The organism is Martelella mediterranea (assembly GCF_004342225.1).
In the GTDB taxonomy this organism is placed as follows: domain Bacteria; phylum Pseudomonadota; class Alphaproteobacteria; order Rhizobiales; family Rhizobiaceae; genus Martelella; species Martelella mediterranea_B.
In genome coordinates this window covers 35,137-60,800 of sequence record NZ_SMAR01000015.1, presented here as the reverse complement: position 1 = coordinate 60,800, position 25,664 = coordinate 35,137, and the positions used below count along the sequence as shown (strand labels likewise).

The 25,664-nt window shown below is 54.7% G+C and carries 25 protein-coding genes; 15 read left to right on the top strand and 10 right to left on the bottom strand.

Going from position 1 to position 25,664, the window contains the following annotated elements; genetic code table 11:
- Positions 1–80 precede the first annotated feature (80 nt).
- On the top strand, positions 81–1,562 hold the full coding sequence (gene katA, locus EDC90_RS11160; protein WP_132311540.1) for a catalase KatA: 1,482 nt from the start codon (positions 81–83) through the stop codon (positions 1,560–1,562).
- A gap of 56 nt (positions 1,563–1,618) precedes the next feature.
- Here katA and EDC90_RS11155 read toward each other — a convergent pair whose 3' ends face one another.
- Positions 1,619–2,518, bottom strand: a complete 900-nt coding sequence (locus EDC90_RS11155; protein WP_132311599.1) for a LysR family transcriptional regulator — start codon at positions 2,516–2,518, stop codon at positions 1,619–1,621.
- A gap of 140 nt (positions 2,519–2,658) precedes the next feature.
- Here EDC90_RS11155 and EDC90_RS11150 point away from each other — a divergent pair, with 140 nt between their 5' ends.
- Positions 2,659–3,054 (top strand): (R)-mandelonitrile lyase, encoded by a 396-nt coding sequence (locus EDC90_RS11150; RefSeq protein ID WP_132311538.1) that lies wholly within the window; start codon positions 2,659–2,661, stop codon positions 3,052–3,054.
- A 66-nt stretch (positions 3,055–3,120) separates the two neighbouring features.
- A complete protein-coding gene (locus EDC90_RS11145; protein WP_132311536.1) occupies positions 3,121–3,858 on the top strand; it encodes an SDR family oxidoreductase in 738 nt (245 codons plus the stop codon).
- Between the two features lie 244 nt (positions 3,859–4,102).
- Here the strand turns inward: EDC90_RS11145 and EDC90_RS11140 are convergent, their stop codons facing one another.
- Positions 4,103–5,059, bottom strand: a complete 957-nt coding sequence (locus EDC90_RS11140; RefSeq protein ID WP_132311534.1) for a LysR substrate-binding domain-containing protein — start codon at positions 5,057–5,059, stop codon at positions 4,103–4,105.
- A 270-nt stretch (positions 5,060–5,329) separates the two neighbouring features.
- On the opposite strand from EDC90_RS11140, the gene EDC90_RS11135 reads away from it, so the two are divergent.
- The gene (locus EDC90_RS11135) at positions 5,330–5,602 is read left to right on the top strand and encodes a DUF1127 domain-containing protein (RefSeq protein ID WP_165972809.1); all 273 of its coding nucleotides are present in this window, start codon (positions 5,330–5,332) and stop codon (positions 5,600–5,602) included.
- A 305-nt stretch (positions 5,603–5,907) separates the two neighbouring features.
- Here the strand turns inward: EDC90_RS11135 and EDC90_RS11130 are convergent, their stop codons facing one another.
- The 3 genes from EDC90_RS11130 to EDC90_RS11120 form a co-directional block, all read right to left on the bottom strand.
- Positions 5,908–7,281 (bottom strand): glutamate--cysteine ligase, encoded by a 1,374-nt coding sequence (locus EDC90_RS11130; protein WP_132311530.1) that lies wholly within the window; start codon positions 7,279–7,281, stop codon positions 5,908–5,910.
- Positions 7,282–7,457: 176 nt separating this feature from the next.
- Positions 7,458–8,195 (bottom strand): 16S rRNA (uracil(1498)-N(3))-methyltransferase, encoded by a 738-nt coding sequence (locus EDC90_RS11125; protein ID WP_132311528.1) that lies wholly within the window; start codon positions 8,193–8,195, stop codon positions 7,458–7,460.
- A gap of 73 nt (positions 8,196–8,268) precedes the next feature.
- Positions 8,269–8,736 carry an NUDIX hydrolase gene (locus EDC90_RS11120; protein ID WP_132311526.1) on the bottom strand — a complete coding sequence of 156 codons (468 nt, stop codon included), beginning with the start codon at positions 8,734–8,736 and terminating at the stop codon, positions 8,269–8,271.
- A 148-nt stretch (positions 8,737–8,884) separates the two neighbouring features.
- Between EDC90_RS11120 and EDC90_RS11115 the strand changes: the two genes are divergently transcribed.
- Complete coding sequence (locus EDC90_RS11115) at positions 8,885–9,136, top strand: DUF1328 family protein (protein ID WP_432420002.1); 252 nt, start codon at positions 8,885–8,887, stop codon at positions 9,134–9,136.
- Positions 9,137–9,143: 7 nt separating this feature from the next.
- Here EDC90_RS11115 and EDC90_RS11110 read toward each other — a convergent pair whose 3' ends face one another.
- On the bottom strand, positions 9,144–10,052 hold the full coding sequence (locus EDC90_RS11110; protein ID WP_132311524.1) for a LysR family transcriptional regulator: 909 nt from the start codon (positions 10,050–10,052) through the stop codon (positions 9,144–9,146).
- Between the two features lie 131 nt (positions 10,053–10,183).
- Between EDC90_RS11110 and EDC90_RS11105 the strand changes: the two genes are divergently transcribed.
- From EDC90_RS11105 to glcF, 4 genes are read left to right on the top strand one after another with little or no spacing between them, the layout of a single operon-like run.
- Positions 10,184–11,626, top strand: coding sequence for an FAD-linked oxidase C-terminal domain-containing protein (locus EDC90_RS11105; RefSeq protein ID WP_132311522.1), 1,443 nt, complete (start codon positions 10,184–10,186; stop codon positions 11,624–11,626).
- Positions 11,619–12,842, top strand: a complete 1,224-nt coding sequence (gene glcE, locus EDC90_RS11100) for a glycolate oxidase subunit GlcE (protein ID WP_132311520.1) — start codon at positions 11,619–11,621, stop codon at positions 12,840–12,842. The genes EDC90_RS11105 and glcE overlap by 8 nt, the downstream gene beginning before the upstream one ends.
- Positions 12,839–13,216 carry a DUF4870 family protein gene (locus tag EDC90_RS11095; RefSeq protein ID WP_132311518.1) on the top strand — a complete coding sequence of 126 codons (378 nt, stop codon included), beginning with the start codon at positions 12,839–12,841 and terminating at the stop codon, positions 13,214–13,216. The genes glcE and EDC90_RS11095 overlap by 4 nt, the downstream gene beginning before the upstream one ends.
- A 14-nt stretch (positions 13,217–13,230) precedes the next feature.
- Positions 13,231–14,529 (top strand): glycolate oxidase subunit GlcF, encoded by a 1,299-nt coding sequence (glcF, locus tag EDC90_RS11090; protein ID WP_132311516.1) that lies wholly within the window; start codon positions 13,231–13,233, stop codon positions 14,527–14,529.
- Positions 14,530–14,697: 168 nt separating this feature from the next.
- On the opposite strand, the gene EDC90_RS11085 is transcribed toward glcF, so the two are convergent.
- The gene (locus EDC90_RS11085; RefSeq protein ID WP_132311514.1) at positions 14,698–15,369 is read right to left on the bottom strand and encodes an outer membrane protein; all 672 of its coding nucleotides are present in this window, start codon (positions 15,367–15,369) and stop codon (positions 14,698–14,700) included.
- 216 nt (positions 15,370–15,585) lie between these two features.
- Between EDC90_RS11085 and EDC90_RS11080 the strand changes: the two genes are divergently transcribed.
- Positions 15,586–16,230, top strand: a complete 645-nt coding sequence (locus EDC90_RS11080; protein WP_132311512.1) for a DNA-3-methyladenine glycosylase I — start codon at positions 15,586–15,588, stop codon at positions 16,228–16,230.
- Positions 16,231–16,233: 3 nt separating this feature from the next.
- Here EDC90_RS11080 and EDC90_RS11075 read toward each other — a convergent pair whose 3' ends face one another.
- Entirely contained in the window at positions 16,234–17,292 is a 1,059-nt protein-coding gene (locus EDC90_RS11075; RefSeq protein WP_132311510.1) for a YeiH family protein, read from the bottom strand.
- Positions 17,293–17,499: 207 nt separating this feature from the next.
- Here EDC90_RS11075 and EDC90_RS11070 point away from each other — a divergent pair, with 207 nt between their 5' ends.
- The 5 genes from EDC90_RS11070 (at position 17,500) to EDC90_RS11050 (ending at position 22,979) form a co-directional block, all read left to right on the top strand.
- On the top strand, positions 17,500–18,390 hold the full coding sequence (locus EDC90_RS11070) for a LysR substrate-binding domain-containing protein (protein ID WP_132311594.1): 891 nt from the start codon (positions 17,500–17,502) through the stop codon (positions 18,388–18,390).
- An 84-nt stretch (positions 18,391–18,474) separates the two neighbouring features.
- Complete coding sequence (gene hisS / locus EDC90_RS11065) at positions 18,475–20,034, top strand: histidine--tRNA ligase (protein ID WP_132311508.1); 1,560 nt, start codon at positions 18,475–18,477, stop codon at positions 20,032–20,034.
- A 129-nt stretch (positions 20,035–20,163) separates the two neighbouring features.
- Positions 20,164–21,309, top strand: a complete 1,146-nt coding sequence (locus EDC90_RS11060; RefSeq protein WP_132311506.1) for an ATP phosphoribosyltransferase regulatory subunit — start codon at positions 20,164–20,166, stop codon at positions 21,307–21,309.
- Positions 21,306–22,001, top strand: coding sequence for an ATP phosphoribosyltransferase (gene hisG, locus EDC90_RS11055; RefSeq protein WP_132311504.1), 696 nt, complete (start codon positions 21,306–21,308; stop codon positions 21,999–22,001). Before EDC90_RS11060 ends, hisG begins: the two co-directional genes overlap by 4 nt.
- Positions 22,002–22,271: 270 nt before the next feature.
- Positions 22,272–22,979, top strand: coding sequence for a glutathione binding-like protein (locus EDC90_RS11050; protein WP_132311502.1), 708 nt, complete (start codon positions 22,272–22,274; stop codon positions 22,977–22,979).
- A 620-nt stretch (positions 22,980–23,599) separates the two neighbouring features.
- Here EDC90_RS11050 and EDC90_RS11045 read toward each other — a convergent pair.
- Complete coding sequence (locus tag EDC90_RS11045) at positions 23,600–23,872, bottom strand: hypothetical protein (protein WP_132311500.1); 273 nt, start codon at positions 23,870–23,872, stop codon at positions 23,600–23,602.
- Between the two features lie 197 nt (positions 23,873–24,069).
- Positions 24,070–25,524: an SPOR domain-containing protein gene (locus EDC90_RS11040; RefSeq protein WP_132311498.1), complete on the bottom strand. Its 1,455-nt coding sequence runs from the start codon at positions 25,522–25,524 to the stop codon at positions 24,070–24,072.
- Positions 25,525–25,664: the final 140 nt, after the last annotated feature.

Genomic DNA, 25,664 nt, shown 5'->3' with positions numbered 1-25,664 from the left:
AAGTAAGGGCGTGCAATCCGCCGACGACGCAGCATGCGCGTTTATCCAGACCGAGGCTGACCACACTGAAGGAGGAAATGATGACTGACGGACCAAAGATCACCACTACAGCGGGTGCCCCGCTTCCGGATAACCAGAATTCGCTGACGGCTGGTCCGCAGGGCGGCTTGATGGTTCAGGATTATCAGCTGATTGAAAAGCTGGCGCATCAGAACAGGGAACGTATTCCTGAGCGCGTTGTCCATGCGAAGGGATGGGGTGCGTTCGGCACACTGAAGATTACAGGCGATATTTCGCAATATACCAAAGCACGCTGTCTCCAGCCGGGATCCGAAACCCCGATGCTCGCCCGTTTCTCGACGGTCGCAGGAGAGCAGGGCGCTGCAGACGCTGAACGTGATGTTCGCGGGTTTGCGCTCAAATTCTATACCGATGATGGCAACTGGGATCTGGTCGGGAATAATACGCCGGTCTTCTTTGTGCGAGACCCATATAAGTTCCCTGATTTCATTCACACTCAGAAGCGTCATCCGCGCACCAATCTCCGTTCTGCAACTGCGATGTGGGATTTCTGGTCACTCTCACCGGAAAGTCTGCATCAGGTCACGATCCTGATGTCTGACCGGGGGCTTCCGGTCGATCCGACACATATGAATGGTTATGGCTCTCACACCTATTCTCTCTGGAATGACAAGGGCGAACGTTTCTGGGTGAAGTTCCATTTCAAGACAGAGCAGGGGCATAAGCATTACACCAATGAAGAAGCTGAACCGCTGATCGGCAAGAGTCGCGAAACATATCAGGAGGCCCTGTTCGGCAAGATTGAAGACGGCAATTTCCCGCGCTGGAAAATGCAGGTGCAGATCATGCCGGAAGCGGACGCAGAGAATACGTCTTACAACCCGTTCGATTTGACCAAGGTCTGGCCACATGCGGATTATCCGCCGATTGATGTCGGATACTTTGAGCTCAATCGCAATGCAGATAACTATTTCGCCGAAATCGAACAGGCTGCCTTCTCGCCATCGAACATTGTGCCCGGTATTTCGCACTCACCGGACAAGATGCTGCAGGCACGGATTTTCTCCTATGCGGACGCGCATCGTTATCGTCTCGGCACGCATTATGAAGCCTTGCCGGTCAATGCGCCCAAATGTCCTGTCCATCACTATCACAAGGACGGGCAGATGAATTTCTTTGGCCAGAAAACCGGAGCCATCGACGCTTATTATGAGCCCAATAGTATGGGGGGAGCGGTTGAAGATCAGACAGCCAAGGAACCGCCGCTGAAGATATCCGGTGATATGGATCGCTTTGACCATCGCGAAGGCAATGACGACTATTCGCAGCCGCGGGCCTTGTTTGAGTTGTTCGACGACGGCGAAAAAAGCCGTTTGTTCAGCAATGTTGCGGCGGCCATGGGCGGTGTTCCCGGCGAAATCATCGAGCGTCAGCTTTCGCTCTTTAAAAAGGTTCACCCCGATTATGAGGCGGGCGTACGCAAGGCGCTGAAACATGCGCATGGATACGAAGCCAGTACGATTTCGACGGCAGCGGAATAAACAGCATCCGTGTTTGTATCGAGTTTTCGACCGGGGCGCGCCGATGTGCCCCGGTCTTACGTTTTGCCACGGTATTTAAGCGCATCAACCAGAAGCCGGAATGCTGGCGCGTTCTGGTTACGGCTTGGATAATAAAGATGATAACCGGGAAATGGCTGACACCAGTCGTCGAGACACGTCACGAGGTTTCCACTTGCCACATACGGGCGAACATAATCATCCGGCAGACATAAAAGCCCCTGACCATTCAGCGCTGCATTGATGACAATGTCAGGATCATTCGAAATGAACTGACCCTCGACACGCACGTTGAGTTCGTGTCCATCTCGCTCAAACTCCCATACATAAAGCCCGCCCCATGTGGGAAGCCGCAGATTGAGGCAGTTATGCGCAGTCAGATCATGTGGTGTTTCAGGGGGCGCGTGTTTCTTGAAATAGTCCGGGCTTCCTGCCACAGCCAGTCTGATGTCCGGGCCGATACGAACTGCAATCATGTCCTTTTCAACGCGCTCGCCAAGGCGAATGCCTGCATCGAAACCATCGCTCGCGATGTCGGTCAGTCGCGGGTCCGTCTCCACGTCAAAACAGATATCAGGATTTTCAGCCATGATGCGGTTGGCCGCCGGCATCAGGATATTCATCGCAGGCCAGCTGCTGGTGGTAATACGCACCGTCCCGCTTGGTTGGCTGCGATACTGATTGAGCTGATCCAGTCCGGCTTCAATGTCGGCAAACGCCGGTTCCAGCGCCGCGGTCAGCCGTTGCCCGGCCTCCGTTGGCGACACGCTGCGCGTGGTTCGAGTCAGAAGCCGCACCCCATGTTTTTGCTCCAGTCTTCGCACCACATGCGACAAGGCGCTTTGTGATGTTCCAAGGCGTGCGGCGGCACGTGTGAAGCTACGCTCTTTGGCGACAATCAGGAACGACATCAGGTCAGAAAGTTCGTCGCGTGGCACGTTCAAGGGATAGTTCCATCCGATTTATGAATTCTGAGTATGAAAGCAATATCAGATTATTCTCTAATAAAGAAGGATAGTGCGCTCTATCTGATGATCAGAGGCGACATCCTTGCCGCTGCATTCCAGAGGAAATGACGATGAAAATTCTCAATCCATCCGATCAGCCATCGGTACTCGGGCCGGGTGACAGCTTCACCGGTGCAGTTCGGATCGATAACATGTTCAATGCACCTGAGCCGGGGCGGGCAGGGGCTGCCATAGTTACATTCGAACCTGGAGCCCGCACGGCCTGGCACACGCATCCGCTTGGCCAGCTTTTGATCGTAACAAGCGGTGAAGGCTGGGTGCAGGTGGCAGGGCAGGCCAAACAGACCATAAGGGCGGGCGATACTGTCTGGTTCGAGCCGGAGGAAAAACACTGGCATGGTGCAACCGACAAGCACGCCATGACCCATGTTGCCATTCAGGAAAAAGCAGACGGAACCCCGGTCACATGGCTGGAACATGTTTCAGATGAGGACTTTTTGTCCTGAAGCCATTCTTTTTGCCATCGGCCTTTGGCGATGGCTGTTTTTAAAACCAATGAAGGAGACCTAACCATGGAAAATGTTGCTGGAAAAGTCGTGGTCATCACCGGTGCAAGCTCCGGTCTGGGCGCGGAAACCGCACGGCATTTGGTGGAAGCAGGAGCGAAAGTCGCTCTTGGCGCGCGCAGAAAGGACAGGCTCGATGCGCTTGTCGATGAACTCGGCAGCGATAATGCCAGGGCCTTTCAGGTTGACGTCACAAAGCGTGAACAGGTCGAGGCATTCGTAAAGGGTTCCAAAGAGCACTTCGGTCGCATCGATGTCATGCTGCATAATGCTGGTCTTATGCCAATGGCACCGCTCAGCATGAACCGCTATGATGAGTGGGAGCAATGCATCGATGTCAATCTCAAGGGCGTTTTATATGGTGTTGGTGCGGTTCTGCCGATCATGAAAGAACAGGGCAGCGGCCAGAACATCTTCGTTTCATCCGTTGCCGGCCATGTTGTGAATTCGGTCAGCGCGGTTTATTGCGCGACGAAATTCGGTGTACGCGCCATTGCTGAATCTCTGCGCCAGGAAGTCAAAGAAGATGGCCTGCGCACGACCATCCTGTCTCCCGGTGCTGTCGAATCGGAATTACCCGGTTCGGTGAAGGCCGAAGGCGTGCAGGAGGCGATTGCCGATTTCTACGAGAAGCAGGCTATTCCGGCCTCCAGTTTCGCCCGTGCGGCGGTCTATGCGATTTCGCAGCCCGAAGAGGTCGATATCAACGAGATACTCTTCCGTCCGACCAGCCAGACATTCTAGAGCGGTTCCGCCTTTCATGGAAACGCGCAACCGCTCTATCTCTTTGTTTTGACGCATTTTCGCGGACGTTAGATTTTTCCATCTGACTGCGAAATGCTCTAAACGCCTTGCAGCATCGGCCCGAAAATCGGAATCGATTCTCGGGCCGATGCGTAAATTCAATAGGTTGGAGCGTGCTTTGTGCATCCGAATGGATGCATGGCACTTTAAGGCCCGGTGTTAAGCCGGGCCTTTTAAAACGGCATTACCAACTGGGCAGGATGTGTCCGGGCCTGAGGCGCGGTTGGCGGGGAACAGGCGCAGCCTTGCCATCGGGTTCATAGGCATCAACGGGATCAGCCGGGCTGATATTGTCCAGCGAGGCGATGATGTGATTACACAGCGCAGTTGTCAGAGATGCCGAGGCACCGGGGCGTTTCATCAGTCCGATCTGGACCGGTGGCAGCGATGGAAAGCCATCGGCCTGCGTTAAAACCCGCATGCCGGTCCTAAGCGCGGACTCCGGCAGAATGGAAACCGCCATCCCCGCCAGCACTGCAGAGGCCACAACCGTAGATGACCAACTGGTGAAAAGAACCTTGTAGTCTCGTCCAACACCTTCCAGCGCGCTGATGGCCAGTTGACGCCAACGGCAGTCACGCCGCCCCACAGCCAGTGGTACCGGCCTGTCCACGGGCAAGGCATGATTGGCTGAAGCAACCCAGCACAGAGGCTCCGTGCGTACAACTTCTGAGTCGCGGGTGCGCGGGTTATGTGTCACGAGAGCCATATCAAGCTCGCCATGTTTCAGGCGTTCAGCCAGATCCACCGATGCCTCGCAAACGATATAAAGCTCAACATTCGGATGGGTTTTGCCGAAACGGCTAATGATGTCCGGCATATAGCGATCAGCATAATCATCCGGCGTTCCGATCCTGATCGAACCTTCCAGCCGGTTATCATCAAATGCCGCGACAGCTTCATTATTGAGGCGAATGATCCTGCGGGCATAGTTGAGGAGCTTGTCGCCTTCATCCGTCAGCTTAACGCCTCGGCCATCCTTGGTGAAGAGCTGTTTTCCGACCCGTTCTTCAAGGCGACGCATCTGCATTGAGACCGCAGACTGGGTTTTGAAAACCTGTTCTGCGGCACGGGTGAAGGAGCCGTTGTCGACAATTGCGACGAAGGTCTGGAGCTGGTCTGTATCAAGCGGCGCGGCCATGAGCGTCATCCATCAATCGTATTGATGCTTGATATTAAAAACATTCGTTGGACTGATCAATAGGGGCGTGAGAATATTGCCATCAACGGGACAGAAGCGCTGACGGCATTGGGCGCATAAATCGGGTGGTTTTTTTGGCCAGAAACGGTTTCCTTCGGTCTCGACTAATGAGCAATTCCTTACAATGCCAGAGATCTGGCTTTCTGCGGTGTTGCTCAACAAAAAATGAGGCGTTTCCGGGACCGGCAACGTTTCAGAGAGGAAACGAAAATGAACACCTTGAACCGAACTGCTGAAAGCCGGACTTCCGGCCACGGATCGACCACATTTGAAATGATACAGGCTGCTTTTGCAGCAACAATGCGTTTCTTCAGGAACCGCTTCGCTATCAAGGAACTCGCGGAGCTTGATGACGCACTGCTGAAAGACCTTGGCCTGACCCGTCACGATGTCAATCGCGCTTACTATTCGGCAGCCTCGGAAGATCCTATGACAGATCTGAAGCAAAGTGCAGCCCGCCGCGCCCAGCGCATGATTGTCTGATCTCGCTTCTGCAGCTGTCATCGCTTTTGGCGTGAACCTCTGCGTGTCCAAAGGGATCGCGCTGAAAGATTTTCACGCTGTATGGCTCTTTTGCAAGCGCCGGTGATGGTTTGCTCTGTTTTGGCGTTAACAGTCCGGTCGTTCATCCCAACATGCGGCCAGATGAAAGCGTCATTTTCCCCGCAGGATATTTTCAGCCTTTATCCTGCATTTGCCCGGAAACGCGTTGCGTTTTCCGGGCTTTTTTATCAGGGGCAGTGCTGTCCGGCGTTTGTGTATTTCCGTGTCCACGCTCAAAGGGCGCTCTAGTACTGAAATTCGGAAAATAGCGGGTCTACGGAGCCGTTCCAGCGCCCGTGATAAAGTGCCAGAAGATCTTCGGCAAATGTCGCTTTCTTCGCCAGAATCTCATCAAGCGTCATCAGGAATACGCTTTCATCACGCCCGTCACTGTTGCGGTTGCCGCGTGCCTGCAGTCCTTTGCGCGCGATCGCGATCACATCCGGGGCGACATCCAGAAGCGATCTGCCGCCGATCTCAGCCTTGAGCGCCAGAGAGGGGACATCGTTCCTGAGTTTGTGGATGTCGGCAATCGACCAGTCTTTGGTCAGCGCTTCTGCATCAGACATCGCAGTGGAATCGTAAAGCAGGCCAACCCAGAAAGATGGCAAGGCACAAATACGCCGCCAGGTTCCGCCATCGGCTCCGCGCATTTCAAGAAAACGCTTCAGACGAACGTCGGGAAACAGCGTTGAAAGGTGGTTGGTCCAGTCACCCATGGTCGGCTGCCATGCTTCGACTTCATCTTTAAGGGCGCCGTCCATGAACTGGCGAAATGTGATGTGGGTGCAATCATGATAGCGGCCGTTGCGCACGATGAAATACATCGGCACGTCCAGCGCCCATTCAACATAACGCTCAAAGCCAAAGTTCGCTTCAAAAGCGAAATCGAGCAGTCCCGATCGGTTATTGTCGGTATCGCGCCAGATATCGCCACGCCATGACAAGAGGCCGTTGGGTTTGCCTTCGGTAAACGGGGAGGACGCAAACAGCGCAGTCGAGAGCGGCTGAAGTTTCTGAGAAAGCGCCATCTTCCGCCGCATATCGGCTTCTGAGGAAAAATCGATATTCACCTGAATCGTGCAGGTCCGATACATCATGTCCAAGCCCTGCGTACCAACCTTCGGCATGTAGCGCGTCATGATCTCATACCGCGATTTCGGCATGCGCGGTGTTTCGTCAAGGCTCCATTTCGGGCTTCCGCCAACACCGAGAAAACCGATTCCCATCGGTTCTGCAACACCGCGCAAAACGGCCAGATGCTGGTTGGATTCACGGCAGGTTTCGTGCAGCGTTTTGACCGGCGCTCCGGAAAGCTCAAACTGGCCACCGGGCTCCAGAGATATGGCACCCATGCCATTGGGTTCGGCGAGGCCAATAATGTTCTCGCCATCCATGATCGCATCCCAGCCGAGCTTGTCCTTCATGCCATGAAGCAATGCAGAAATCGAATGCTCACCATGATAGGGAACCGGACTGTTATCTGCTTTGAAAAACGGAAACTTCTCATGCTCCGTGCCGATCCGGAAATGCGATTCCGGCTTGCAGCCGCGTTCAAGGTCGGCGATCAGCTCAGTCGTGGATGTGATTGGCGTGTCATCGGATGTATCACGAGCCATGATGTTTCCTCGAATATAAATGGTTCCGGCCTTCAGCCGCAAAGGAACTGGCTCGCCGGATAATCTGACCGCTCTTGGCCCTAATCAGCCGGGCGATCAAGTCAATTTCTTTGATTGAATGATAAAACCGGTTTGAAGTCCAATCCGATATAATGCCTGATCCGGCCACAAACAGGTCAATACCAGTCACCGATTGCCGCTTGTATGACAGCCATAGCGGCCACGGCAGCTGTATCGGCGCGCAAAATTCTGGGGCCGAGCGGGATGGGGGTAACAAAGTCTTTGGATCGCAGGAGCGCGCGTTCTTCATCCGAAAAGCCACCTTCCGGACCGATGATCAGCGCAAGTTTTTCAGATCGGACCGGTTTGAGGGCCTTAAGCGGGTTCTGCGTTTCGGCCGCCTCGTCACAGAAAATCAGCGCCCTGTCTGCCGGCCAGCTATCAAGTATCTCGTTCAACTTTTCCCCCTGCCGGAGTTCCGGCACGGCAAGGACCCCGCACTGTTCGGCCGCTTCGGTGATGTTGGCCGCAAGTCGTTCATAATTGTTGATCTTGCCTTGAACGTGCTGGGTCATGACCGGCTGAATGACACCCGCGCCCATTTCGACCGCTTTTTGAACCATATAGTCCATCCGCCCGACTTTCAGCGGTGCAAACAGGTAGTGAAGGTCGCACGGAGCTGGTTGCGGGCGAACCTGTTCTTTTATCTTAAGAGTGATTTTCTTGCGCGTTGGAAAATCAACCTCGGCCAGCCACTCGCCGTCCCGGCCATTGAAAAGAAGAACGTCGCTGCCCTGTTCGGCGCGCAGAACATGTGCCAGATAATGAAACTGATCCTTGCTGGCAGGAAGGTCTTCGTCGCCTTTCAGTTGCGCTTCCACGAACAGGCGCTGAAGACGGTAATTAGCGCGCATGACGGTCTCCCGCGAATCATTGATGATTGGCCGGGAATTTAGCGGCTAAGGCCAGACACGCAAAGCGCCGTGGCTATTTCATCTGGTCGGCAAAATTCATCAGCAGCGATTTCAGCTCGTGCTCATGCACCATGTCGACAGCCTCTTCAAGCGAAGTCCAGCGTCTGACACGTTCCTCTGCCTCTGGAAATTTTGTTTTGGTCTTGCGAACCAGAAGCGGGAAGAGATCGACCTTGCAGGGCACAGAAGTGCCGTCGTCGAGGCGCTTCAGATAGCTAAAATTGCCCAGCGGGTTTTCTGAAATCTTTCCCTTGATGCCGGCCTCTTCGTAGGCTTCCTGTTCAGCGACTTCATGTGGTGCCTTGTTGTTCATGGGCCAACCCTTCGGGGTTACCCACCGGCCTGTATCGCGACTTGTGATCAGCAGGATTTCGAGGTCCTTCGTTTTCTTGCCCGGGCGGCGGTAGCATAATGCTGCATATTGCTGACGCGTTTCGTCTGTTCCACCGGCCCTGTCCTGCTTTTTATCCTTCGATGACATGCCGCAGCTGTCCCTTATCGTTGTTTGGGGTTGTTCATTTCTTTTTCACTTTGGTTCATTCGAATAGCACACGAAGAATCCCTGCGTCTTCTCAGTCGCATGAACCTTTTATGACGATTGTGCAGAAGTATTCGAAGCCAAGCACCGGATGCACAGCCTGCAAACGGAACTTTCGGTAAACCTGATCGTTGATAGCATAGGTTGTTATAAAACAAAAATAGAGAAAGGGTCACCAATGCTGGAATGGATTCTGATACTTCTGATTATTGCTGCAGTCGCCAGTCTGCTTGGATTTCGCGGCGTCGCCGGTTTGTCAGCCGGGATAGCGCGGATTTTGATCTTTGTCGTCTTGGTTGTGTTGCTGATTTCTCTGTTAACCGGGATCATCATCGTCGCTTAAACGACCATTAACCGCTGAGGCCCCTGTCCCAATAAGGGGCGGGGCCATAAAGGCCAGCCAGAAATTCGATGAACATTCGAACCTTTCCGGGCAGGAAGTTTCGTGTCGGATACACTGCGAAAAGACCGACATCTGAAGCGCTTTCATACGTACTGAGTACCTGAACCACATCGCCACGGGACAGTTCTGGTCCGATATCCCATGTCGATCGCAAAGCGATGCCCATGCCTGAAATCAATGCTTCGCGCACCACTTCACTGGAATTGGTCGTCAGTCTTCCATGCGGTCTGAAGCTGACCGGACCTTCCGGCCCTTCAAGACGCCAGTGTTCGCCATTGTGTGCGGGCAGGCAGATATGATTGTCCAGGTCCGACAGACCGGTTGGAACCCCGTGTTCCGCGATATAGGATTTTGAGGCACACAGAATGCGCCTGACCCTTGCCAGCTTTCGCGCGACGAGGGTCGAATCATGAAGCTCGCCGATGCGGATGGCGAGATCAAATCCTTCCCCTACGATATCAACGAATGTGTCGCTGAGCACCAGTTCGATATTGAGTGCGGGGTATGCATTCATAAATCCGTTCAGGTGCGGTGCGATATGCATCCGGCCGAAGGATGTTGGCGCCGATACCTTGAGACGGCCCCTGATCTGCGTTGCCCTGCCTTCAACAAAAGCCTGCGCTTCTTCCGCGCCCGCCAGAACCGGCAACAGCCGTTCGTAAAAGCCGCGCCCTGTTTCAGTCAGCGCGATCTTTCGTGTCGTTCGCTGAAGCAGGCGCGTGCCAAGCTGCTCTTCAAGCCGTTTGATACTCTTTGAGACGACTGCGGGAGAAAGACGCATGTCTTCTGCGGCTTTGGTCATGCTGCCGGTTGCGGCAACGCGCGCGAAGACTGCCATGTCATGAAGATTCTTCATTAAACTGCCCGACTGTTTCCATTTCGGAATAAATGTTAGCATTTGTCTTGAATTCTGGCGAGTGATAAACAATCGTCAGGTAAAGGGCGGAGGAGACGCCTTAAACACGGATGGGGCGGATATCTTAAAGCATGACCGGTACGATTGCGTTCCAGCAGCCAAAGGCCGAGATACTTGCGCGGCGTGATGCAATCATCGCCGAGCTTCGTGCGCTTTTGCCATCTGATTGCATCATTCATGAGCGCAGAGAACTCGTACCATTCGAGACCGACGGTTTCCTCGCCTATACACGTGTGCCGCTGGCGGTGTGTTTGCCTGAAACAACCCGGCAGGTGGCTGACATACTGTCTTATGCCTACAAGAACAGTATTCCTGTTGTTCCGCGTGGGGCAGGCACATCGCTTTCGGGCGGTGCTATCGGTCAGGAAGATGCCATTATTATCGGCCTGTCGCGGATGAACCGTATACTCGATATCGACCTGCCAGATCGGACCGCTATCGTTCAGGCTGGCGTTACCAATATCGCGATATCGGAGGCCGTGAAGCCGGAAGGTTTTTTCTACGCGCCTGATCCCAGCTCTCAGCTCGCCTGCACGATCGGCGGTAATATCGGCATGAATTCGGGTGGCGCCCATTGCCTGAAATATGGCGTGACCACTAATAATCTGCTGGGCGTCAAAATGGTGCTGGTTGACGGAACGGTTGTCGAGCTTGGCGGAAAGGCGCTGGATGCGCCCGGCTATGATCTTTTGGGGCTGGCTTGTGGCTCCGAGGGGCAGCTCGGCATCATCACGGAGGCGACCGTCAGGCTGCTGGCCGTGCCTGAAGGCGCTAGGCCCGTACTCTTTGGCTTTCCGTCATCGGAAAAGGCTGGTGCCTGCGTGACGGATATCATTGCTGCCGGCATTATCCCGGTTGCAATTGAGTTTATGGACAAGCCCGCCATCGAGATTTGCGAAGCCTTTGCCAAGGCTGGCTATCCGCTGGATGCCGGTGCGCTGCTGATTGTCGAGGTTGAAGGCTCCGAAGCTGAAATGGAGGCGATGCTGGCCGCCATCGTTGAAATTGCAAAGCGTCACGATGTTGGCACAGTTCGCGAATGCCAGTCAGCCACAGAGGCAGCTCTGATCTGGAAGGGGCGCAAATCGGCCTTTGGTGCGACCGGCAGGATCGCAGACTATATTTGTATGGATGGAACTGTTCCGCTCAGCCAGCTTTCTTACGTTCTTGAGAAAACCAGTGAAATCACGGATCGTTATGGACTCCGCGTTGCCAATGTTTTCCATGCCGGTGATGGCAACATGCACCCGTTGATCCTCTACAATATTAATGACCCGGAAGATGCCGCACGTGCAGAAGCCGCGGGTGCGGAAATCCTGAAACTGTGTGTCGATGCCGGTGGTTGCCTCACCGGAGAGCACGGTGTTGGCATAGAAAAGCGCGACCTTATGCGCCATCAGTATAGCGAGATCGATCTGAAGCAGCAGATGGCCGTGCGGGCCGCTTTTGATCCTGACTGGATCCTGAATCCGTCAAAGGTCTTTCCGCTGGAAGGGCGCGAAGACAATGCATGATGTTCTGAAGCCTGAAACCGAAGCGGACGCCGTTGAGATCGTCCGCCAGTTTTATCAGGAGGGGAAATCGCTCGAGATCTCCGGCGGGAATACCAGGCCCGACTTCGGCCAGCCTGTCAAAGCCGACCAGAAGCTGTCTTCACGAAGCCTGAGCGGAATTGTTTCCTATAATCCTTCCGAAATGGTGATGACGGCCAAAGCCGGAACGCCTCTTGCTGAAATCGATCTGGCATTATCGGAAAACGGTCAGTATCTCGCGTTCGAACCGATGGATCATCGCGGCATCATGGGCAGTTATGGCGACCCTACAATTGGTGGTGTGTTCGCTGCCAATGTTTCCGGTCCCAGGCGTTTTTCGCTGGCTGGTGCGGCGCGTGACCATCTGCTCGGCGTACGTTTCATCAATGGCAAGGGCGAAATCGTTCGCTCCGGTGGCCGGGTGATGAAGAATGTGACAGGCCTCGATCTGGTCAAGCTGATGGCGGGATCTTATGGCACGCTCGGTTTCATGAGCGAGGTTACGTTCAAGGTTCTTCCCGCGCCAAAGGCTGCGGCAACAGTGGTGCTTTCCGATCTTTCCGACGAAGATGCCGTGAAGGTTATGGCGGCTGTCATGGCGTTGCCTGTTGAAGTCTCCGGCGCTGCTCATATGCCTTACAGCGTCATACATCGGATGTTGGATGGTCTGCTGGAAGGCGGGGCGGCAACCTGTTTCCGGCTTGAGGGGCTTTCAGAATCGGTCGCCGTGCGCCGAGACAAGCTGAGAGATTTTCTGTCTGAATTCGGTTCAGTTTCTGTGTTGGCTGAAGACGAGACCCGCGCGCTCTGGCAGGCGATCCGAGATGTTTCGCCTTACAGTGAAAATCATCAGACGTGTCTGTGGCGCGTCAGCATCGCGCCATCGGCCGGTGCTGCACTTCTTTCCGACATGCGGCTTGTGGCAGCCGTCGATGCCTTTTACGATTGGCAGGGTGGACTGATCTGGATGGCTCTCGAAGGAGATGCAGAGGCTGATGCCTTGCGCAGACTGATCAGGAAACACGGCGGCGGACATGCCACATTGCTGCGTGCACCGGAAACGGTGCGATCTGTCACGGCATGTTTTGAACCGCAGCCTTCGCCAGTTGCTGCGCTTTCAAATCGTATCAAGGCGACATTCGACCCGAAGGGCATACTCAATCCAGGCAAGATGGACAAACAGGAGACTGCCGCATGAGTGAACCTGAAAATACACAGCCGAAGCGTTGGGGCGACGGCTGGATGGACCCCACCCGCAATAATATCATTCTGATCTACATTCTTTATCTGGTCAGCTTTGTGATTTTTATTGCCGGCATTATTGGTGTTGTTTCGGCCTATATGAACCGCGACAAGGCTGATGAATGGCTTAAAACCCACTATACGTGGGCAATCAGAACCTTTTGGATTGCTGTGCTGTTTTCAGCCATTTCATTCGTTCTGATGTTCGTTGTGATTGGCTTTCTGGGTTTCCTGGCAACGGCTGTCTGGGTCGTCGTGCGCGTTGTGATCGGCCTTCAGAAAGTTTCGCGTGAAGAGCCGATTGCCAATCCGCAATCCTGGTTGATCTGAAGCGGACCTGCTGAATGCAAACGAATTTTTCGCCCGCGCAACTGGACAATCCCAAGGTCGCTGAAGCTGAATCCATTCTTCGCAAATGTGTTCATTGCGGCTTCTGCACAGCCACGTGCCCAACGTATGTGACGCTTGGAAACGAGCTGGATAGTCCGCGCGGGCGGATCTATCTGATCAAGGATATGCTGGAAAATGACCGGCCGGCAGACAAAGAGGTCGTAACCCATATCGACCGCTGTCTTTCATGTCTTTCCTGCGTGACAACCTGTCCTTCAGGCGTTGATTATATGCATCTGGTCGACCATGCACGGGTTCACATCGAAAAGACCTATCAGCGTCCGCTCCTGAACCGGCTGACCCGCGCAACGCTGGCTGCGGTTCTGCCTTATCCCAGGCGCTTTCGTGCTGCTCTTGTGCTTGCACGGTTGGGCCGTCCGTTTGCCGGGCTTCTGGCGCGTTATAAGGCGTCAAAGCCCTTCGGGGCGATGCTGAAACTGGCGCCTCAAAAACTGCCTCCGGCCTCCGATGCATCGAGACCGGGCGTATATGGGCCAAAAGCCGAGAAACGTGGTCGGGTCGCCATTCTCACAGGTTGCGCGCAATCTGTTCTCGATCCGGATATCAATGAAGCAGCGATCCGGCTTTTGACCAGGTTCGGTGTCGAGGTGGTTATGCCGGAAGGCGAGGGCTGTTGTGGATCGCTGGTGCATCACATGGGGCGTGAGGAACAGGCTCTTTCACAGGCGCGCCGGAATGTTGATGTCTGGTGTCATGTGCTTGAAAATGGCGGGCTGGATGCCATCATCATCACGGCGTCAGGATGTGGCACAACAATCAAGGATTACGGCCATATGCTCGCCGGAGATCCTGCCTATGCGGAAAAGGCAAAAAAGATTTCGTCTTTGGCGAAAGATGTGACCGAATATCTTCTCACCCTCGATCTGCCTGAACAGCCACCGCGGAATATGGTGGTCGCCTACCATTCGGCCTGTTCGATGCAGCATGGTCAGCAGCTGAAAACACAACCGGGAAAGCTTCTTAAACGTGCCGGTTTTACTGTGAAAGAGCCCGCCGAAGGGCATCTGTGTTGTGGTTCAGCGGGCACTTATAATATCATGCAGCCGGATATCGCAGACAGGCTTAAAAGCCGTAAGGTCAAGAATATCGAGGCGACAAACCCGGATGTGATCGCAACCGGAAATATCGGATGTATCACCCAGATTGGAAGCGGAACGGCCACGCCGATCCTTCATACGGTGGAGTTGCTGGACTGGGCTTACGGTGGCAGAAAACCTGAACAGCTCAAATAGGCCCCACAGCATCGACCCCAAAACCGGAATCGATTTTCGCAAAGGATGATGCGTAGATTCAATAGCTTAGAGCGTCCTTTGTGCATCCGAATGGATGCACAAAGGACGCTCTAAAGCCAAAAGCCGCCCTTTTGAGGCGGCTTCTTAAAGTTTCAGTGTCTGGGAGGATCAGAACCGGTAGCTGACGCCCACATTCACCGCATTGGTGAAAATATTCGTCTGCAGCGAATCGCCGCTGTCGATATCGACATCAACCCAGGAATAGGTCGCCTTATATTCCAGAAATGCATCCCAGTTTTCCAGAAACGAGTATGCGATCCCGGCCTGCGCCTGCAAGGTTGCGCCGCCGAACTGGTAATCGAAGGTTTCGCCGCTTGCACGCGTGACCTCAACATGCGGTACGTTGATACCGGCACCAGCTCCCACATAGGGCGTCCATTTCGTTTCCTTGATCGGGAAACGATAGAGAGCATTCAGTGTCAGTAGATTGATGCCATCGGTAAATTCAAAATGCGACCAGCCGGATTTGCTGAGGGTTTCACTGTCCGCATAGACCTTGTCATGGCTGTAATCGAGTGAAATGCCGAGATTTGGCATGTCGAACTGATCCAGCCACCAGGTGCCGCGAACACCCCAGTGCGGCGGTGCTGTGAAGGGCTTGCCTTCCCAACCGGCAGTAAACGCATCCTGATTATTGATATCGATTTCGGAATGCGGTGCAGACTGATAACCGCCGTAGACCGAAAACGCCATTTCGGCCGATGCGTTCTGCGGAAGTGCAGTCATCCCTGCAACGATTATTGCTGCAGGTGCAGCCAGCGTAGCGACGCGAAGAGACATGAAGTGATCCGGTAATCTGGTTTTGCTATGCTTTCTTTTTTAGAATTCGTTCACCATAATCACCACATCACAGTTAATAAATATTTTAAAGTTGTACTCATGAACCTCTGCAGGCGTGGCGAAATGGCAACAGTTGTGACAGTAAGGTAACCGTCTTTTGTCTGAAATTGTCATTTGTCAGATTATGAGGCGTGCGCCAGAGGGAGAGCGGATCTTATGAGCGAATCAAAAGGGTTGATTGAAGGCAGTGACGGGCTTTGGCGCTGCTTCTGGCATGGCAATCAGGATGACTATCTGCGCTACCACGATGAAGAATGGGGACGCCCGGTCACCGATGATTTCAGGCTTTTCGAAAAGATCTGTCTTGAAGGGTTTCAGTCAGGGCTGTCCTGGCTGACAATCTTGAGAAAGCGCGAGAATTTTCGTACCGCTTTTGCCAGCTTCGATTTTCATAAAGTCGCGTTTTTTGATGAATCGGATGTCAACCGTTTGCTCGAAGACAAGGGGATCATCCGTCACCGCGGCAAGATCGAGGCCACCATCAATAATGCGCGCCGTGCCATTGATATGGAACGCGAATTCGGTTCTCTGGCCGCTTATTTCTGGTCGCATGAACCAGAGCCGCAAGACCGGCCTGCGGTCGTTGACTATGAGACGCTGGTCGCCAATCCGATTACACCGGCTTCAACCCGTATATCGAAAGACCTGAAGAAACGCGGCTGGAAATTTGTTGGTCCGACAACGGTTTACGCCTTCATGCAGGCCATGGGACTGGTCAACGACCACATTGAAGGCTGCTGCTGTCGTGAAACAGTCGGCAAACTTCGGGCAGAGCTGGTCCGCCCGAAGGCTGATATGTGAGCTTTAGCCGATCTGCAGGAAGAAAATCAGGCCAAGAGCGATGCTCGTCAGCACGCCGATTGACAAAACGGCGGTGAGGACAACACGACCACCGGCGCGACCAAGCGAGCGCACGTCTACGGAAAGACCAAGTGCGGCCATTGCAATCACTGTAAGAGCATTTGATGTGTGTGCCAGCGGGACAACAAGACCATCCGGAATGGCATTGACCGAGCGCAGCGCCATCATGATCGCAAAGCCAATGATGAACCAGGGCGCGATGTGTTTCAGTTTGACCTTTGCGCCACCGGTTTCGCGGCTGGCTGCACGGGCGCTGATCCCAAGGGCGAACAGAACCGGGCCGAGCATCATCACACGAATGAGTTTCACCAGTGTGCCAGTCTGCACTGCGATCATACCGCCCGGCTGTGCGGCTGCCAGCACTTGCGGCACGGCATAAACGGTCAGCCCGGAAAGAACACCATATTGCGATGGAGTCATGCCCAGACCCGTTAGCGCCAGGGGCAGGGCAAGCACCATGATGACGCCCAGCACCGCTGTAAAAGCAATCGCTGCTGCAACATCATCGTCTTCTGCATCGATAACCGGCGCCGCTGCTGCAATCGCTGAATTGCCACAGATGGAGTTGCCGCAGGCGACCAGCGTGGCCAGTTTATGTTTCAGGCCGAGGCCCCGCCCGATGGAATAGCTGACGAGAATTGCCAGGGAGACCGTGCCGATGATGCCGACCACAAGAACCGGCCCGGCAGCCTTTAACGCCTGCACGCTGATGGAGGCGCCAAGAAGCACAATGGCAACCTCAAGGATGAATTTCTCCGAGAACTTTATGCCGTGATGAAAGACAGCGGGCAGGCTGATAGCCGACCGGATGACCGTGCCAAGCAAAATGGCGAGCACCAGGTTTTCAACATAGCGATGGCCGGTAAGATGAACCTCCAGTGCCTCCAGCGCAAATGCGGCTGCCGACACTGCGCCCGCCAGAAGCAGGCCGGGGACAAGGCGTGTGAAAAACTGAAGGCGGCTGTTATCGGTATTCGATAGGGCCTCTGAAGCGGTCTGCATCTCTTTTGTCTCGCAATGGCAGTGATTTACGCCGCCGCCGGGAATGCGCGGGTGAAAATCAGGACAATTCTCAGATATGGCGTTTGCGGTCGCGAAGGTTGCGGCGCTGAACGTCTTTGGATGGTGGGAATGTCTCATGCGCGAATGTCGACTTCCATCGAATAATAATTTACAATTCATTCGATTGGAGCGAACGTTTTTCCCATGATGACCTTTGAACAGATTATCATTTTCACCGAAGTGGCCGAACGCGAGCATCTGACGCGCGCCGCTGAAGCATTGCATCTGACACCATCGGCGGTTTCCAGTGCGATCCGCAAGCTTGAGGATTTCTACAGTGTGAAACTGTTTGACCGCGTTGGCCGCGGCATTGTCCTGACAATGGAGGGACGGCAGTTTCTGGAAGAGGCGCGGGCAACACTGGCACGTATACGCGCGGCTGAGCGGGTTCTGGGTGAGCTGGGAGGGCTGGAGCGCGGAGCGCTTTCGGTTTACGCCAGTCAGACCATTGCCAGCTATTTTCTGCCGCCGGTTCTGATGCGCTTTCATGCGCGCTATCCGGGGATCGAGCTTGAGCTGTCCATCGGCAATACCGCGACGGTGGCTGATGCTGTTGCCAATGGCGAGGCGGAGCTTGGCTATATCGAGGGCACGCTGGACAATCCTCTTCTGCGAAAACGGCATATCACTGACGATGCTCTGGTTGTGGTTGTCGGTCCGGAACATCCTCTTGCCGATGGACGTGTGGTGACGCCGGGGGAACTGGCCGGACAGACCAGTTGGGTTCTGCGCGAGGATGGTTCCGGCACACGCTCCGAGTTTGAGTATGGTATGGCCGCATTCGGTATTCCCGCTGAGGCGCTGACGGTCGTGATGTCGCTGCCGTCAAACGAAGCCGTTCTTTCTGCGGTGCGCGCCAGCCATGCTGCGACGGCCATTTCCGGTTCGGTGGCCGCGCCGTGGCTTGCCTCCGGCGGACTGAAACGGGTGAATTTCGATCTGCCATCGCGCGCGTTTCAGCTTCTAAGCCACAAGGAACGGCATCTGAGCAAGGCGGCGGAAGCGCTCGTGACATTCAGCTTTGAAGGTCAGCCCTGATGGTTGAGAGGCTTGCCGCCCGGCCTTCGATCTTTTAAGACAGCGACCAGCATTTTCCAGCAGATAAAAAGAACGGTCAGCCCCATGAGCGACAAGAAGAAGAAACCGCAGAAGCTGAAGGCCCGCCTGCCGCGCGGCTTTGGCGACCGCTCCGCCGCCGATATCCGCGCGACCGAGGAAATGGTGGCGAAGATCAAGGCGGTCTACGAGAATTACGGCTTCGATCCGGTGGAAACGCCGATGTTCGAATATACCGATGCGCTGGGCAAATTCCTGCCGGACAGCGACCGCCCCAATGAAGGCGTGTTCTCGCTGACCGATGATGACGACCAGTGGATGTCGCTGCGCTACGACCTGACGGCGCCGCTTGCCCGCCATGTCGCTGAAAATTTCAACGACATCCAGCTTCCCTACCGCACCTATCGCGCCGGCTATGTGTTCCGCAACGAAAAGCCCGGCCCCGGCCGCTTCCGCCAGTTCATGCAGTTCGATGCCGACGTCGTCGGCGCGCCGGGCGTCCAGGCGGATGCCGAAATGTGCATGATGATGGCCGACACAATGGAAGCCCTCGGCATTCCGCGCGGCGACTATGTGATCCGGGTGAACAACCGCAAGGTGCTGGATGGGGTGCTGGAGGCGATCGGCCTTGGCGGTGAGGAGAACGCGGCGCAGCGGCTGACGGTGCTGAGGGCGATTGACAAGCTGGATAAGTTTGGGGCTGACGGGGTGCGGCTGCTGTTGGGTGAGGGCCGTAAGGACGAGTCAGGTGATTTCACCAAGGGCGCGGGGCTTGGCACGGAGCAGATAGAGAAAGTTCTAACCGTAGTTGTTCCTAATGTTGGTCCCATAGCAGATGACGCCGATGGTTCGAAGCAACGATCTTATTTGGATCGTTTGATGGCTGTGATTGGTGATTCCGAGGTTGGTTTGTCGGGCATTAACGAGCTGTCGAGCCTGCTTGGCCAAGTGATGGCGGCAGGTTATGGCGGGAAACCGCTGAGGGTAGCGGTCGATCCCTCCGTCGTCCGTGGCCTCGAATACTATACTGGCCCTGTCTACGAAGCCGAACTCACCTTCGACGTCACCAATGAAAAGGGTGAAAAGGTCGTGTTCGGTTCGGTCGGCGGCGGCGGGCGGTATGACGGGCTGGTGTCGCGCTTCATGGGCCAGCCGGTGCCGGCAACGGGCTTTTCCATCGGCGTGTCGCGGCTGATGACGGCGCTGAAGAATCTCGGCAAGCTCGGCGCGTCCGAGGTGATCGAGCCCGTTCTCGTCACCGTCATGGATGGCGATGCCGAGGCGATGGGGCGCTACCAGAGGATGACGCAGGAATTGCGTAAGGCCGGCATCCGCGCCGAGATGTATCAGGGCAACTGGAAGAAATTCGGCAACCAGCTCAAATATGCCGACCGTCGCGGCTGCCCCATCGCCATCATTCAGGGCGGCGATGAGCGCGCCGAAGGTGTCGTCCAGATCAAGGACCTGATCGAGGGAAAGCGTTTGTCCGGTGAGATCGAGGACAATGCCGAATGGCGCGAGGCCCGCGTGGCACAGAAAACCGTGCCGGAAAGCGCGCTTGTTGAAGAGGTTCGCGCCATGTTGGAAGCCCAGGCAGAAGATCGGAAGCGCGCCAGCGAAAGCTGAGCGCGTCAGGTCTTTCCGGCAGGGCACCCGGCCTGAAAGTGACGTGAAAGTCCCTCAAGCGTTGACTTTTTGCCCAAAGGGTGGTGTTCGGGGTCGGCGAATTCCTTTGACCAGACAAACGGACGATCCATGCCGTCTTCCAGCCTTCCGGCGTCTGCCGGTCTTATCATTTCAGAGTTCAAAGCGCGTGCGACCGTGATGACCGATACGCCGGTGATCCAGCCTGCCGCGCCGTTTCTCGATATGACCGGTGAGGCACTGCGTCGCCGTATTTTCATGACAGAGAGCGAAACCGGCGAAAGCCTTTGCCTGCGCCCGGAATTCACCATTCCCGTATGTATGGGGCATATCGCCGAAAATGCCGGAACGCCGCGCCGCTATGCCTATTGCGGCATGGTTTTTCGTCAGGCGCGTGATGATGGTGAAGCTGAGTTTTATCAGGCCGGTATCGAGGATTTGGGCGAAGCCGATGTGGCGGCAGCCGATGCGCGTGCCATTGCCGATGCCACACAGGTTTTGCAGAAAATGCTGCCTGGCAGAAAACTTCTGACCACGCTTGGCGATCAGGCTGTTTTCGAGGCTGTTGTCAGGGCGCTTGGTCTGCCGGGCGGATGGCAGAAGCGGTTGATCGGCGCTTTCGGCAATCAGGCACAGCTTGCCCGGCTGATGGAAACACTGGCAAGCCCGCAGCCTGTTTCCGGGCTTGACCGGCGGGTCGCCGGCTTTCTGGCGGATGGTAATGAGGCCGGGTTGATTGCGCACATCAACGAGACCATGAGTGCGACCGGATATTCCACAAATGCCAGCCGAAGCCCGGAGGAGATCGCACGACGGCTGAAGGAAAAGCTGGCTCTTTCTGTAACCAGTCTTGACGAGGAAGCGCTGGCGGCATTGAAGGCCTTTCTGGCGCTGGATGTTGCGCTGGATAAAGCCACAAAAGTGCTCGATGATTTTGCAGCAGAATACCGGCTGGATATCAAAGCTGCCGTTTCCGGTTTCAGTGCGCGCATTGAGGCCTTGTCGTCGGCGGGCGTGGATGTCGCCACAATTTCCTATCGCGCCGCTTTTGGCCGGCCGCTTGATTATTATACCGGCCTTGTCTTCGAGATTTCCGAAGAGGGGCCATCGGGTGCGCTTCTGGCCGGTGGCGGCCGTTATGACCGCCTGTTGACGCTTTTGGGCGCTGAAGCCCGTATTCCGGCAGTTGGTTTCTCTCTCTGGCTCGACCGGATTGAGCGGGCCACTGCACAGGCCGAAGGGAGAACGTCCAAATGACCGTTACCATCGCTCTTCCGTCGAAGGGCCGTATCAAGGAAGGTGCGGAAGCTGCTCTGGCAAAGGCTGGTTTCATTGTCGAAACCAACGGCAATGATCGCTCCTATCGTGGCCGGATTTCAGGCCGGGATGATATTGAGGTGGCCTTTCTGTCTGCCTCTGAAATCTCGCGCGAGCTGGGCAAGGGGACTGTCGATTTCGGTGTAACCGGCGAAGACGTTATGCGCGAAAATGTGCCCGGCGTTGATGAAAAGGCTGAGTTTCTTGCACGCCTGGGTTTCGGGCAGGCTGATGTTATCGTCGCTGTGCCGGAAATCTGGCTGGACGTCGATACGATGGCAGACCTCAACGACGTTGCTTCGGAGTTTCGCAGCCGCCATGGACGCAGGCTCGCCATTGCCACAAAATTCTGGCGGCTGACGCAGCAGTTCTTCACGGCTCAGCACGGTATTCAGCTTTACCGTATCGTCGAAAGCCTTGGTGCGACCGAAGGCGCTCCCATGGCAGGGCAGGCCGATATCATCGTCGACATCACCTCGACCGGATCGACGCTTGCGGCCAATCATCTGAAAATTTTGAACGATGGCGTGATCCTGAAGTCTGAAGCCTGCTTTGTACGGGCCAAAAAGCCGGAGCATGCAGATGATCCGGTCATAGCGGAAATTACGCAGGCGCTGAAAAGCCAACACTAGCGTAAACCGCTTGCCGCATGGCTTTGAACGAAATCCGGCGTTCGGCTTACTCGGTGCTTTGCGATCAATCACGCAACCTGGTTCTGCCCGAATGATGTTTTTGGGTTACGCTGGTGATGATTAATGAAAAAAATCACTTGTTTCGACCTGCGTTGACTCACTGTCTCCATTTTGTAGCCACAAAAATGGAAACTCTGAGCTTGTAATTCCGTGCAATGCAGCACATCTGAAAATACTGAACACAAAAACTCCATATTTTAAGGAGCGTCTATGTCACGCTTGTCCGACTTCCCGATCACATCCCGATGGCCGGCAAAAAATCCCGATATTCTACAGCTCTATTCCCTACCCACACCGAATGGTGTGAAGGTCTCAATCGCTCTTGAAGAAATTGGGCTTCCCTATGAAGCGCATCTTATATCGTTTTCGAACGACGATCAGATGACGCCTGAATTTCTCTCGCTTAATCCGAACAATAAAATTCCTGCGATTATTGATCCGGATGGTCCTGAAGGAAAGCCGATCGGCCTTTTTGAATCGGGAGCAATCCTTCTATATCTGGCCGAAAAGACCGGTAAGCTGATCCCGAATGATCCTGTCGGTTTGTATAAAACGATCCAGTGGGTCATGTTTCAGGTGGGCGGTATCGGCCCAATGTTTGGCCAGTTCGGTCACTTTTATAAGTACGCCGCCGATAAAGTTGCGAACAATCCTTACCCGATGGAACGCTACACAAATGAAGCCCGTCGCTTACTCGGTGTGCTTGAAGGCCAGTTGATGGATAGCGCGTTCATCATGGGTGACGAATACACGATTGCCGATATAGCAATTTTCCCATGGGTACGCGGCTTGTCTGAAGGTTACAATGCAGCTGAGCATCTGGGCCTCAGTGACTTTCACGCTGTCAATGCATGGGTAGAGCGCTGTGCATCGCGTCCGGCAAGCATCAAAGGGCTTGAAATCCCGCCCCGCGATTAATCCCGATTTTCGGGCAAAAGCGTAAATTCAAGGCGGCTTTACGGTCGCCTTTTTTATGCAATGCTGACGGTTTTCGATCGTCAGAAACGGATCACAAAGCCGGCCTTCAGGCTGGTTTGGGTCAGGCGCGATTCCTGCAAGCCGGAAATGCTGGTCGCATCTTCTAAAATGTCGGTTTCGCCAAAATCGGCAGTCATAAAAAACTTCATCAAAAAATGTCCCGCTCCTGAGCGATTTCCCCAACATCATATGTTTAGCAAACCATTGTTCAATGGCGGGATGGTGTTTGTGAACGGCGTTTCAGATGTTGCGTTTTAGCCACTGTTTTGTGGTGAATGGACCGGAGCTTGTTTGATTTGCGAACGCTTTGTCCCTCGGCGTTTGCTGTAAAATGATACGGAACTAAAACGGGTGCCCTGAAACGCTCTCCAGATGACTATTGACGGTTTCAGGCCTCGCGTTGGAATAAGGCAATATAAGGCGGGCTGGGAGCCTTATGGCAATCTGAAAGCGGCGATCTACGTGACCACTTAAAACGCAAAAACCCGTCGAAAAATCGACGGGCTCGTCAGGGGCATTTAAAAGCCGGACAGGGGATTTTTGTCAGCTTTTAGCTGAGCTTAACGCAGGCGAAGGTTCAGTGTATGCCGGTCAGATTTGCGCGCTGTGTCAATATATAGGTGAATACGCACACTCGGCTGAGCTATCCGCAAAGCGCGGTCACTTTGGCTTGAAAGCAGGCCAATCAATTCCTTGGCCCGATAGCGGCCAGGGAAACGGGCATACTCGGAAAGTTTCTGCGTCGCTTCATGCAATGGGTTGAAGCTGGTGCGCTGCACCTCTTGCTGGGCGTTTTTACCGGTCATTGTTTGGTCGCTCTGTTTCCTGTTCACGTCAGTCCTCTTGGCAACGCAAGACACATGCAGGATTCAATTTCGATCGGCGAATTCTCGTTTCGTGCTTTCGAAATCCTTACCTTACCCCTGAAGGTAGACCGCAAACCTTTCGAATTCCTTTACCGTCACAAAAATGCCGGCTTTCATTGAAAGCCGGCACTTAAATAACTTCGATTCGTGATCAGGCGCTGGCCTTATTGCAGGCTTGCCCAGCAGTTCACGCCATTGCGCTTGAGTGCGCGGCAGGTCCGCACTGCTTCTTCCTGATCGGAAAAGCCACCGAACCGGGCGCGATAGATTTTCTGGCCGCCGCTGTTATAGGCCAGAGCAAACGGTTCACTGGAATCCAAAGCGCCTTCGGCTTTGGATTTTGTGCGCTGGAGCAGGGCTTCTGCGTCAGATTCCGTGGCGGCTGTTCCAACCTGAACAACCCATCCGCGCGGACCGATAGCGGCGGTTGTTATCGAGGTGTCCGGTGCAGATTCGTGTGCCTGCGCTTGTGGTATAATGGCGTTGCCGACCGCATCCGTCACGTTGTCTGCTGTCTCGATAATGTCCTCCACGCGCAAGCCTTCTCCATTGTCGTTGTCAGCTGCGACGCGTTCACGCGGAACCGGAACATTGGCAACCAGATCGGCCTGAGGGCCACTCAGGCCGGCAGCGACGGCATGAGGCTTCTGGTTGTCATTTGCAGCATAGGCAAGAGCTACGCCGGTATCTGCCGTCGGTCGGGGGTAGGGGATCGGACCTTCGTCGGGAAACTTCATCGTGTCCGCACGAGCGATGGCAAAGCTACCACCACCATTGGAGGCTTTGGGCAAGTATTTTTCGACAAGTCGGGTTGCCCACTGATTGCGGCTGGCACCGGTGGATCCGCCCATAACCACAGCGACGATCGATCGATTGCCGATCTCTGCGGAGGTCGCAAGGTTGTAGCCGGATGCATTGGTGTAGCCGGTCTTGATACCATCCACACCTTTTACCTTACCGAGAAGCTTGTTGTGATTCCCGATGTAATGCTTGCCATATTTGAAGCTGCGTGTACCAAAGTAGTGATAATATTGCGGGAAATGCTGCCGTAGAGCGATGCCAAGCCGTGCCTGATCGCGCGCGGTTGTTTTCTGAGCGCTGTTAGGAAGACCGTGGGCATTCTTGTAGGTCGTGCGCGTCATGCCCAGTGCATGGGCCTTGTTTGTCATCATCCGGGCAAAATTCGCTTCAGAACCGCCGAGAAATTCACCGATGGCAGTTGAGACATCATTTGCCGAACGGGTGATGAGCGCATAGATCGCGGTTTCTACGGAAACACTGCCGCCAGCCGGGATATAGAGCTTCGTCGGTGGCTCTGAAGCGGCATGTTTGGACATCGGGATCTTGGTGTTCAGCGTCACCCGTCCGTCGTCCATCGCTTCAAACAACAGATAAAGCGTCATCATTTTCGTGAGCGATGCCGGATAGCGCGGTGCGTCCGGGTGGTCGCTGTAGAGCACTTTTCCGGTGTGTGCATCAATGACGATTGCCGCATCATTCGTGTCTGCATGCGCCTTGATGGCAGGCTGAAGCGCAACAATGACGAAAAGCGCGGCAACGAACATGACTGCGTTGGACAATCGGCTCATAGGGAAGCGGCGGGATGCCTGTTTTAGCATTCGAAAAACTCTTGCAAAATCTGGCGGTTGTGGTTCCTGGCTGGGCCGTTTCGCGGGATCATACCTTCCGCGCCGACCACAGGCTAGATTAGAACTCATACTGCGCCTTACGCAGTTAACAGACATTTAAGTTTTTGGTG